11 protein-coding genes and 1 riboswitch are annotated in these 10,826 nt (G+C 46.2%); all 11 genes read left to right on the top strand.

Annotation, left to right across the window (positions count from 1 at the left end; translation table 11 throughout):
• Positions 1–556 precede the first annotated feature (556 nt).
• The 11 genes from CN378_RS07820 (at position 557) to purF (ending at position 10,819) form a co-directional block, all read left to right on the top strand.
• Positions 557–1,192, top strand: a complete 636-nt coding sequence (locus CN378_RS07820; protein WP_098351350.1) for a peroxiredoxin-like family protein — start codon at positions 557–559, stop codon at positions 1,190–1,192.
• A 257-nt stretch (positions 1,193–1,449) separates the two neighbouring features.
• Entirely contained in the window at positions 1,450–1,980 is a 531-nt protein-coding gene (locus tag CN378_RS07815; RefSeq protein ID WP_179884846.1) for a DUF2179 domain-containing protein, read from the top strand.
• A complete protein-coding gene (locus CN378_RS07810; protein ID WP_098351327.1) occupies positions 1,977–2,177 on the top strand; it encodes an NETI motif-containing protein in 201 nt (66 codons plus the stop codon). The genes CN378_RS07815 and CN378_RS07810 overlap by 4 nt, the downstream gene beginning before the upstream one ends.
• Positions 2,178–2,264: 87 nt before the next feature.
• A riboswitch (purine riboswitch) is annotated at positions 2,265–2,366 on the top strand.
• A 160-nt stretch (positions 2,367–2,526) separates the two neighbouring features.
• Positions 2,527–3,006 (top strand): 5-(carboxyamino)imidazole ribonucleotide mutase, encoded by a 480-nt coding sequence (gene purE / locus CN378_RS07805; protein WP_098351326.1) that lies wholly within the window; start codon positions 2,527–2,529, stop codon positions 3,004–3,006.
• On the top strand, positions 2,993–4,153 hold the full coding sequence (gene purK, locus CN378_RS07800) for a 5-(carboxyamino)imidazole ribonucleotide synthase (protein WP_179884842.1): 1,161 nt from the start codon (positions 2,993–2,995) through the stop codon (positions 4,151–4,153). The genes purE and purK overlap by 14 nt, the downstream gene beginning before the upstream one ends.
• Positions 4,150–5,445: an adenylosuccinate lyase gene (purB, locus tag CN378_RS07795; RefSeq protein WP_098351325.1), complete on the top strand. Its 1,296-nt coding sequence runs from the start codon at positions 4,150–4,152 to the stop codon at positions 5,443–5,445. The genes purK and purB overlap by 4 nt, the downstream gene beginning before the upstream one ends.
• A gap of 108 nt (positions 5,446–5,553) precedes the next feature.
• Positions 5,554–6,279, top strand: coding sequence for a phosphoribosylaminoimidazolesuccinocarboxamide synthase (gene purC / locus CN378_RS07790; protein WP_098351324.1), 726 nt, complete (start codon positions 5,554–5,556; stop codon positions 6,277–6,279).
• Positions 6,267–6,521 carry a phosphoribosylformylglycinamidine synthase subunit PurS gene (gene purS / locus CN378_RS07785; RefSeq protein WP_098351323.1) on the top strand — a complete coding sequence of 85 codons (255 nt, stop codon included), beginning with the start codon at positions 6,267–6,269 and terminating at the stop codon, positions 6,519–6,521. Before purC ends, purS begins: the two co-directional genes overlap by 13 nt.
• Positions 6,518–7,204: a phosphoribosylformylglycinamidine synthase subunit PurQ gene (gene purQ / locus CN378_RS07780; RefSeq protein WP_098351322.1), complete on the top strand. Its 687-nt coding sequence runs from the start codon at positions 6,518–6,520 to the stop codon at positions 7,202–7,204. The genes purS and purQ overlap by 4 nt, the downstream gene beginning before the upstream one ends.
• Positions 7,188–9,422, top strand: a complete 2,235-nt coding sequence (gene purL / locus CN378_RS07775) for a phosphoribosylformylglycinamidine synthase subunit PurL (protein ID WP_098351321.1) — start codon at positions 7,188–7,190, stop codon at positions 9,420–9,422. The genes purQ and purL overlap by 17 nt, the downstream gene beginning before the upstream one ends.
• Entirely contained in the window at positions 9,398–10,819 is a 1,422-nt protein-coding gene (gene purF / locus CN378_RS07770; RefSeq protein WP_098351320.1) for an amidophosphoribosyltransferase, read from the top strand. Before purL ends, purF begins: the two co-directional genes overlap by 25 nt.
• Positions 10,820–10,826 lie beyond the last annotated feature (7 nt).

The following is a 10,826-nucleotide window of genomic DNA, read 5'->3' as shown; positions in this document are numbered from 1 at the left end:
GACGTCGCCAGGCAATATTTTAAAAGAGTAACTCTTAGGGGTTACTCTTTTTTTGTTTGAAATGGTGTGCGATGAGCCTTTAGAAAGGTATTATTTGGTAATATACGCAATAAACGAAAAAATGACGCAATTATCCCCTAAAATGACGCAATAAATAAAAAAACGACGCAATCAGTCTTAAATACGACGCAATTATTCCAGCTTACCTGTACTAAACTATAAATACAGCTACCTTTTCTACCAATTTGATAGGCTCATCAAAGTATTTCAACCATAGTGTCCCCAGTAGGATCAACTATAAGGGAAAAGTAGACACATTTTTAAAAAATAGAATAGGAATCTATCATTTATTCAATATAATGCGTTTTGAAACTTCATTTGCTCAATTATTCACAATCTAATCCAGAGCTAACCCAAATCCCACGCAACCCAAAGCGACCCCCAACCAACTCAATCACCATCCACCACCCAAGCACATCCCTTTCCTCCCCACCCCCAACCCCTTTATACTAAACCCAAACCCCAAAAGGAGGTCATCCAATTGACAACAACAAACATGCGCGAACAATACAACGAATACATCGCTAAGTTCAAAGAGAAAACCCCTCAGGAAATGCAGGACAAGATGGGGAAAGCCATCACAGAGCTTGAGAACTCAGAAGACGGTAAAGGTCTCCGTGTAGGGGACAAAGCACCAGACTTCACATTACCCGATGCTACAGGCAAAGAGGTTAAATTAAGTGACATCCTGGACAAGGGGCCGGTGATCCTGACGTTCTATCGAGGCGGCTGGTGCCCGTATTGCAATATGGAGCTTCGTGCCTACCAGCAGCTGATGGAAGACATCAAAGCTGCGGGAGCTGAGCTTGTGGCGGTTAGTCCTCAGACGCCGGATGCATCACTTTCGACTAAAGAAAAAAATGAGCTTGATTATTTTGTATTAAGTGATGAAGGAAATAAAGTGGCAGACGAATTTAAGCTTGTGTACAAACTGCCTCCGTACCTTGTAGACATTTACAAGGAAAAAGGACTCGATCTTGAGAAAGCGAACGACAGTGATTCCTGGACGCTTCCTGTTTCTGCGACCTACATCATTCAGCAGGATGGAACGATTGCATACGAGTATACGAAAGCCGATTACAAAGATCGTGTAGAACCTTCTGAGGTCATTGAGAAGTTAAAAGCTTTATAAGATGGCAATACAGGACGGCTTTGTGGCTGCTTATGACAAGCGGCCACAAAGCCGTTTTTGTTTTAATCCGCCCCAAATAGGAAAAACAAGGAGTGGGCATTGAATTTTTCTAGAATTTGTCATCAAAAAATCACTAGCAATTTTCCTTGAAGTGGTTCATATTCTTGATTTTTTCTAGTAAAATAGGAACTTAATTTGAGCATACTACAAGGAGTAGTGGAGAGAGGAGCATCTTGGTGTTAGACAATAGCTTTGTGATGGTCGCGATTATTTTAATTATCAATGTTGTATATGTATCCTTTTTTACAATCAGGATGATTTTGACGTTAAAGGGTTATCGATATATTGCCGCGTTTGTGAGTACGTTTGAGGTTGTCATTTATGTCGTGGGTCTGGGGTTGGTGCTGGACAACCTGAATGAGATCCAGAACTTGATTGCGTATGCGGTCGGGTACGGTCTTGGTGTCATTGTCGGGATGAAGATTGAGGAGAAGCTGGCTCTTGGGTATATCACGGTGAATGTGATTACGAAGGAGTATGATAAGGCACTTCCGAATGAGCTTCGTGCCCGTGGATACGGAGTGACGAACTGGGAAGCGAATGGTCTTGAGGGGAACCGGATGGCCCTGCAGATCCTGACTCCCCGTAAGTATGAGATGAAGCTGTATGATACAATTAAAGAGCTTGATCCGAAGGCATTCATCATTGCCTATGAACCAAAAGCGATCCACGGCGGGTTCTGGGTGAAGACGGTGCGAAATATACGTAAAGGAAAATTAAAAGAATGAGTAAAAAGAAATTATTATTTGAAGTGCAGGAAAATGAAACGATTGCAGATTGCCTCGATCGTATGAAGGAAATGGGCTATATGCCGGTCAGGCGGATGGAAAAGCCGGTTTTTGAAGAACAGAAAGAAGGAAATAAAACGGAGTACGTCCCTATAAGGCAGACAATTGTCTTTGAAGGGAAGAGGATCGAGGAGTGAAGCGCTTCAAATCCGAACATTAATTTTCAGACTTTTATTATCGTTCGATTATTCGTTGACAGGGTCTTCATATCACGTTATGATGGAGACAAATAAACCGAATACCCTCATATAATAATGGGAATATGGCCCATGAGTCTCTACCTGACTACCGTAAATGGTCGGACTATGAGGGAAAGTAGATGTCTGGATGCAGATCTCATGGTGTGGACCTTACCCTGATCGATAGGACCATTCTCTGTAAAATACCCAGATCAATTGCTTTCTCTCAAGTAAAGTAGAGAACAATTGATCTGGGTATTTTTTGTTAGCGGGATTCGGTAAACTACGGGAGGTGCCTGTCACCATTATGATTTCAGTGATCATGGGAAGTACATCGGACTGGGAAACAATGAAGCATGCGTGTGAGGTATTGGAGGAGCTTGAGATTCCATTTGAGAAACAGGTGGTATCGGCTCACAGGACACCTGATTATATGTTTGAATTTGCAGAAGGGGCAAGAGCCCGGGGAGTGAAGGTGATCATAGCAGGTGCAGGAGGGGCTGCCCATTTACCGGGAATGGTGGCAGCGAAAACCACATTGCCTGTGATCGGGGTTCCGGTACAATCGAAGGCTTTGAATGGAATGGATTCACTGTTATCTATCGTACAGATGCCTGGCGGAGTACCCGTTGCGACTGTAGCGATCGGGAAAGCGGGAGCTACGAATGCAGGACTCCTTGCTGCTCAAATCCTTTCGATAGAAGATACAGAGTTGGCGGCAAGCTTGGATAATAGACGGGAAGCGCTACGGGAAAAAGTGATGGAAAGCAGTGATGACCTTGAATAAGAAGACGATACTACCAGGACAGATGATCGGGATCATCGGTGGCGGACAGCTTGGCAGGATGATGGCACTGGATGCGAAAGCAAGAGGCTTTCGGGTGGCTGTACTGGATCCTTCGCCGGACTCCCCATGTGCACAGGTTGCCGATCTTGTGATCACGGCAGGCTTCGATCAGTATGACGCTTTGTACAGACTGGCGGAAGAGTGCGATGTGATTACATATGAATTTGAGAACATCGACTATGAAGCACTGAAATGGTTGTCGGAACGTGCTTATTTACCTCAAGGGGCTGAATTGATCCGCATCACTCAGGACCGCATCATGGAGAAGGAAGCCCTTACGTTTGCAGGGGTGGAAGTGGCTCCTTATGCTGTGATTAAACAACAGAAGGACATCTATGATAATATAGAAAAGCTTGGCTATCCAGTGGTTTTGAAAACGACGAGGGGCGGTTATGACGGGAAGGGACAGTATGTGATCCGGGAAGCACGCGAGATAGAGGAAGCAGCTGCTTTATTGGAGAACGGTCCATGTGTGTTAGAGAAGTGGATTCCTTTTGAAAAAGAGCTATCCGTTATTGTGACACGTAATCCCGATGGGCAGCAAACAAACTTTCCTGTAGTGGAAAACATTCATGTGGATAACATTTTACATGAAACGATTGCGCCGGCCAGGGTGAGTGAAGAAACAGCAGCTAAAGCAATCGGGATGGCAAAGAGAATCAGTGAGACACTTGACCTTGTCGGGACGCTTGCAATTGAAATGTTCTTGACAGCGGATGGAGACATCTACATCAATGAACTGGCTCCAAGGCCTCATAATTCAGGTCACTACTCGATCGAAGCGTGCGACTTTTCTCAATTCGCCCAGCACGTCAAAGCGGTATGCAACTGGCCGCTTGTCCAACCGACCTTATTAAAGAACGCTGTGATGGTTAATCTATTAGGAGAGCACATCGAGCCTATTATGAAGGCTGTTCCAAAGCACCCAGACTGGTTTATCCATCTGTACGGTAAGGATGTACCGAAGCCGAAGCGGAAGATGGGGCATGTCACGCTATTAACGAATGATATGGAAGAGACATTGTCGAACATAAATGAAGCAGGGATTTGGAAGGTGCAAGAAAAGATCGGAGGACGACTGGTATGATAGAACGTTATACACGCCCTGAAATGGGAGCTATATGGACAGAGGAAAATCGTTTTCAAGCATGGCTTGAAGTGGAAATTTTGGCTTGTGAAGCATGGGCTGAAATCGGGGACATTCCGAAAGAGGATGTAGCGAAGATCCGTGAGAACGCAGGATTCAATGTGGACCGCATCAAGGAAATTGAAGAAGAAACACGTCACGACGTTGTAGCTTTCACAAGAGCAGTATCTGAAACGCTTGGGGAAGAAAGAAAATGGGTTCATTACGGACTCACTTCTACGGACGTTGTGGATACGGCCCTTTCGTATCAACTGAAGCAGGCGAACGAGATTATTCTTAAAGACTTGGAGCGCTTCGTTGAAATTTTAAAGAACAAAGCGATTGAGCATAAGCATACGGTCATGATGGGACGTACGCACGGTGTTCATGCGGAGCCGACTACATTCGGTCTAAAGCTTGCCCTGTGGTATGAAGAGATGAAGCGTAACGTGGAACGATTCAAAGCAGCAGCAGATGGAGTGGAATTCGGTAAGATTTCAGGAGCGGTTGGAACGTATGCGAATATCGATCCTTTCGTTGAGTCTTACGTGTGTGAAAAGCTTGGTATCAAGCCTGCGCCGGTTTCCACACAAACACTTCAGCGTGATCGCCACGCTCATTACATGGGGACACTTGCCCTGATTGCAACGTCTATCGAGAAGTTCGCTGTTGAGGTCCGAGGTCTTCAGAAGAGTGAAACACGTGAAGTGGAAGAGTTCTTTGCGAAAGGTCAAAAAGGATCTTCAGCCATGCCTCATAAGCGTAACCCGATCGGTTCTGAGAACATGACGGGAATGGCGCGTGTGATCAGAGGATATATGATGACAGCATATGAAAACGTGCCACTATGGCATGAGCGTGATATTTCCCACTCTTCAGCAGAGCGTGTGATCCTTCCGGATGCGACGATCGCCCTCAATTACATGCTGAACCGTTTTGGAAATATCATCAAGAACTTGACGGTCTTCCCGGAGAATATGCAGCGTAATATGGATCGCACACTTGGCTTGATCTACTCTCAACGTGTTCTTCTTGCTCTTATTGATAAAGGGATGACCCGTGAAGAAGCATATGATACGGTTCAGCCGAAAGCGATGGAAGCGTGGGAGAAGCAAGTGGCGTTCCGTTCTCTTATTGAAGAGGATGCAACGATCACGTCCAAGCTAACACCTTCTGACATTGATGACTGCTTCGATTACAACTATCACTTAAAACATGTGGATACAATCTTTGAACGTTGCGGCTTGGTATAAGTCCTTCTGACAAATGAATAAGGCAGGGGTTTTTAACGGAATCCCTTCCTTTTTTTATGAAAATATAGACTGAAGATTGGCAATTTTCAACGAACAGGGGGATTTCATATGGAAAAAGGAACACTTTTATATGAAGGAAAAGCTAAGCAGATCTTCGAAACGAACGATGAAGACGTTGTCTGGATTCAGTATAAGAATTCTGCCACTGCTTTCAATGGGGAGAAGAAAGCGGATATCGACGGCAAAGGGGTTTTAAATAATAAGATTTCAAGCTTGCTATTTTCAAAGCTTGCTGAAAAAGGGATACAGAGTCACTTTATTAAACAGATTTCAGAGGATGAGCAGCTGGTCAAACGTGTAAGGATCATTCCACTTGAAGTCGTGGTTCGGAATGTGATTGCAGGAAGTCTGTCAAAACGGCTTGGAAAAGAAGAGGGGACACCCCTTCAAAAGCCGATCATCGAATTTTACTATAAAGACGATGATTTGGGAGATCCACTGATCACCGATGATCATATTGATTTCCTGGAGATCGCGTCACGGGAAGAACGTGCCGAGATCAGAGAGATGGCACTCGGAGTGAATGAAGTCCTTCAAGGGATTTTTAAAGAAGCAAGAGTCACGCTTGTCGATTTCAAATTGGAGTTCGGTAAAGACCGTCATGGAGCGATTCTATTAGGGGATGAAATCTCACCAGACACATGCCGATTATGGGATGCAGAAACGAACCAGAAGCTTGATAAAGATGTTTTCAGAAGAGATATTGGCAGTTTAACAGAAGTATACTCAATCATTTTAGAACGCTTAGGAGGAAACAAACTATGTACAAAGTAAAGGTTTATATCACATTAAGAGAAAGTGTATTAGATCCTCAAGGAAGTGTTGTGAAACAGGCGCTGCATTCAATGGGATTCAAAAGTGTTGAAGATGTGCGCGTAGGGAAGTATATGGAGTTGACTCTTCCATCATCAGTTGAAAACGTGGAAGCGACGGTTGAAGAGATGTGTCATCGCCTACTTGCCAACCCAGTCATCGAGGATTACCGATATGAAATCGAGGAGAGTGTCGCTCAATGAAGTTTGCAGTAATTGTATTCCCAGGCTCTAACTGTGACATCGATATGTACCATGCGATCAAGGATGAAATCGGTGAAGAAGTGGCCTACGTTTGGCACGATGCTGATAATCTGGAAAACTATGATGCGATTCTATTACCAGGAGGATTCTCGTATGGGGATTACCTTCGTTCAGGGGCGATTGCCCGCTTCTCGAATGTGATGAAAGAGGTCGTGAAGGCGGCAGAGCAAGGCAAGCCGGTTCTGGGTGTATGCAACGGATTTCAGGTTTTACTCGAAACAGGTTTACTTCCAGGGGCCATGCGCCGGAATGACAGCTTGAAGTTCATTTGTAAAACGGTGCCGTTAACGGTTGAGAACAATGAGACGATGTTTACGAACGGCTATGAAAAGAATGATGTGATCCAGATTCCGATCGCCCACGGTGAAGGGAATTACTTCTGTGATGAGGAGACGATGATCACACTGAAGGAAAACAATCAAATTGTGTTCACGTATAGTGATGAAAATCCGAACGGAAGCGTGGAGAATATTGCAGGAATCACCAATAAACAAGGAAATGTCCTTGGGATGATGCCTCATCCAGAGCGTGCCATGGACACTTTACTAGGTAGTGAAGACGGGAAGAAACTATTTCAATCGATTGTGAAACACTGGAGGGAAAAACATGTCGTTAATGCTTGAACCAACTTCAACACAAGTGAAAGAAGAGCAGCTTTATCGTGAGATGGGTTTAACAGACGAAGAATTTTCAATGGTGGAAAACATCCTGGGAAGAACACCGAACTACACAGAGACCGGTCTTTTCTCTGTTATGTGGTCAGAGCATTGCAGCTATAAAAATTCGAAGCCTGTACTGATGAAGTTCCCAACGACAGGTGAACGCGTTCTTCAAGGACCTGGAGAAGGAGCTGGGATTGTTGATATTGGCGATGATCAAGCAGTGGTGTTCAAAATCGAGAGTCACAATCATCCGTCGGCCATCGAGCCTTATCAAGGGGCGGCAACGGGTGTCGGGGGTATTATTCGAGACGTATTCTCGATGGGGGCAAGACCTATTGCACTCCTCAACTCTTTACGCTTTGGAGAGTTGGATTCTCCTCGTGTTCAGTATCTATTTAAAGAAGTCGTAGCAGGTATCGCGGGATACGGTAACTGTATCGGGATCCCTACGGTCGGAGGGGAAGTTCAATTTGATGCTTCTTATGAAGGAAATCCCCTTGTCAACGCCATGTGTGTAGGGTTGATCGACCATAAGGATATTAAAAAAGGTCAGGCGCATGGTGTCGGCAATACCGTCATGTACGTCGGGGCGAAGACAGGCCGTGACGGCATTCATGGTGCCACTTTCGCATCCGAGGAATTAAATGAAGGATCGGAAGAGAAGCGCCCCGCGGTTCAGGTAGGAGATCCATTCATGGAGAAATTACTTCTTGAAGCGTGCCTGGAGCTTGTTCAGAATGATGCCCTTGTCGGCATTCAGGATATGGGAGCGGCCGGCCTTACAAGTTCTTCAGCGGAAATGGCAAGTAAAGCGGGATCCGGAATCGAAATGGATCTTGATCTTGTACCACAGCGTGAAAGAGGCATGACGGCATATGAAATGATGCTGTCGGAATCTCAGGAGCGCATGCTGATCGTCGTGGAAAAAGGACGCGAACAGGAAATCGTAGACCTTTTTTCAAAATACGATTTAGAAGCGGTTTCCATCGGGAAGGTAACCGATGATAAACGCCTTCGTCTTCTTCACAAAGGTGAAGTTGTGGCAGATGTACCGGTGGATGCTCTTGCTGAAGAGGCACCTGTCTATCACAAGCCTTCTCAAGAAGCAGCGTACTACAAAGAGTTTCAGGCAATGGAAACGCCTGCTCCAAAGGTTGAGGATTACAAAGAAACACTTAAAGCATTGTTACAGCAGCCGACGATCGCAAGTAAAGAGTGGGTATTTGATCAATATGATCACCAGGTGAGAACGAGTACGGTTGTGAGCCCGGGTTCTGATGCAGCGGTCGTGCGTGTACGCGGCACCAGAAAAGCCCTTGCCATGACAACGGATTGTAATTCCCGTTACCTTTACCTGGATCCGGAAGTTGGAGGTAAGATCGCGGTAGCTGAAGCAGCACGTAACATCGTTTGCTCCGGAGCGATCCCACTGGCCATCACTGACTGTCTGAACTTCGGAAACCCGGAGAAACCGGAAATTTTCTGGCAGATCGAGAAGTCCGTTGAAGGGATGAGTGAAGCTTGTCGTGAGTTATCGACTCCGGTCATCGGCGGAAATGTATCCTTATACAATGAATCCATGGGAACGGCCGTTTATCCAACGCCTGTTGTCGGAATGGTCGGACTGATTGAGGATGTCGATCATATTACGACTCAAAGCTTCAAGGAAGCCGGGGATACTATTTATGTGATCGGTGAAACCCGTGAAGAATTTGGCGGAAGTGAGCTTCAAAAGCTTTTAGAAGGAAAGATCTTCGGGCAGGCACCTGCGATCGATTTGCAGACGGAACTTCGCCGTCAAATGCAACTGTTAGAAGCGATTCAAAAAGGTCTTGTGGCATCTGCCCATGATATCGCTGAAGGTGGTTTCGCCGTCGCTCTTGCGGAATCGACTTTTGGAACAAAAGGATTGGGAGCAAACGTTCACGTTTCTGGAGAAAACAATGTGGCAGCTCTTTTCAGTGAAACACAGTCCCGTTTCATCGTTACGGTCAAACCGGAACACAAGACTGAGTTTGAGAAGCTGGTTCCGGATGCGAAGGCTATTGGTGACGTGACCGACCTTGGAGCAATCAAGGTGACATCGGAAAAAGGGGACGTACTAGTGGAAGCGTCCGTAGAAGAACTGGAGTCAGCTTGGAAAGGAGCGATCCCATGCCTGCTGAAATCAAAGGTTTAAACGAGGAATGTGGCGTATTCGGGATATGGGGACATCCCAATGCCGCCCAAATTACGTATTACGGACTTCATAGTCTGCAGCATCGGGGACAAGAGGGAACAGGGATCGTCGTGTCTGACGGCGACACGTTACGCTGCCTAAAAGGGGAAGGCCTCGTAACGGAAGTGTTCCAGGAAGGGACGATCGAGAAGCTTGAAGGGGATTCGGCCATCGGTCACGTGCGCTATGCGACGGCAGGAGGCGGAGGTTACGAGAACGTCCAGCCTCTTCTCTTCAACTCTCAGAGCGGCAGTCTTGCTCTTGCCCATAACGGGAATCTGGTCAATGCGAACGCCTTGAAGCATCAGCTTGAAGGACAGGGGAGTATTTTTCAAACAAGCTCGGATACAGAAGTGCTGGCTCACTTAATCAAAAGAAGTGGGTACTTTAATCTGAAAGATCGCGTAAAAAACGCACTGACGATGTTGAAGGGTGCTTATGCATTTGTCGTCATGACGGAAACAGAGATGATGGTGGCGCTTGATCCACACGGTCTTCGCCCATTATCTCTCGGTAAGCTTGGGGATGCTTACTGTGTGGCGTCAGAAACATGTGCCTTCGATATCGTTGGCGCTGAATTTGTACGTGATATCGAGCCGGGGGAGCTTGTGATCATCAATGATGAGGGATTGACCTCAGAACGGTTTAGTTTTTCAGGCGGGAATGCGATGTGTACGATGGAATACGTATACTTCTCACGACCGGACAGCAATATTCAGGGGATCAATGTTCATTCTGCGAGAAAGCGGATGGGAATGGAACTGGCGAATGAAGCACCGGTTGAAGCGGATGTTGTAACGGGTGTTCCGGACTCCAGCATTTCAAGTGCCATCGGTTATGCGGAAGCATCAGGCATTCCGTATGAAATGGGACTGATCAAAAATCGGTATGTAGGGCGTACGTTCATTCAGCCTTCTCAATCCCTTCGTGAGCAGGGTGTGAAGATGAAGCTCTCACCTGTAAGGGGAGTCGTTGAGGGCAAGCGTGTCGTCATGGTCGACGATTCCATCGTACGGGGAACGACATCGAAACGGATCGTGACCATGCTGAAAGAAGCGGGAGCGAAGGAAGTGCATGTGTGCATCAGTTCACCGCCCATCAAGAATCCTTGCTTCTACGGCATCGATACATCGACTCATGAAGAATTGATCGCCTCTTCCAACTCTGTGGAAGAAATGCGTCAGATCATCGGTGCGGACTCGCTGACATTCTTGAGTCCGGAAGGTGTGATCAAAGCGATCGGCCGTGAGGATTCATCGGAAAACCGCGGTCAATGCATGGCTTGCTTTACAGGGAAGTATCCAACGGAAATCTACCCGGATACACTTCATCCACATGAAAAAGAGTTAGTGAAATAGGGGGAAT

Origin of the sequence: Bacillus sp. AFS015802, assembly GCF_002561455.1 — a bacterium.
Classification (GTDB): domain Bacteria; phylum Bacillota; class Bacilli; order Bacillales; family Bacillaceae_B; genus Rossellomorea.
Note: the sequence above shows the minus strand (reverse complement) of the source record. Positions and strands in the feature narration are given on the sequence as shown.